Annotated in this window: 1 pseudogene; it reads right to left on the bottom strand. The window is 50.1% G+C overall.

The features are described from left to right. Positions 1-461: pseudogene (locus L976_RS01415) on the bottom strand (TMAO reductase system sensor histidine kinase/response regulator TorS); the annotation flags it as partial.

Consider the following 461-nt stretch of genomic DNA (forward strand, 5'->3'; position numbering starts at 1 on the left):
CTGTTCTTGGATATCGAGCTCACGTTCAATCACATCATCAAGCAGTTGCCCACTGCGTTTATTCCCCGCCATATCGGGATAAGCTTGGCTGAGTTTTGCTAAAATCGCCGAGTCGACTACCGCCAATTCGGATTGCAATAACTCAGAGGCATGGGCTGCGGCAAGTGATAACTCACGGGCCCTAAGCTGCAACTCATCCCCTAAGGTAAGGCGCTGGCCCACACTCTTACCCAATAAGGTTAATTGCTCGATGATTTGCCCAGCTAATACGGATAAATGATTATCTTCGTTCACATCCAGTGTCAGTAACACTTTGATGCTATTTAACATTGTGGCGCTTTCAAGGCTGAGCTTACGGCCGATAAATTCCCGCTGCCGCTCATCCTCCACTTGGCCTAACTGGGTCACGCCATCGGATAAGGCATTAGAGGCCTGCACTAATTGGCGCGCGGCTTGAGAGG

The sequence above is a fragment of the Shewanella sp. ZOR0012 genome (genome assembly GCF_000798835.1).
Taxonomy (GTDB): domain Bacteria; phylum Pseudomonadota; class Gammaproteobacteria; order Enterobacterales; family Shewanellaceae; genus Shewanella; species Shewanella xiamenensis.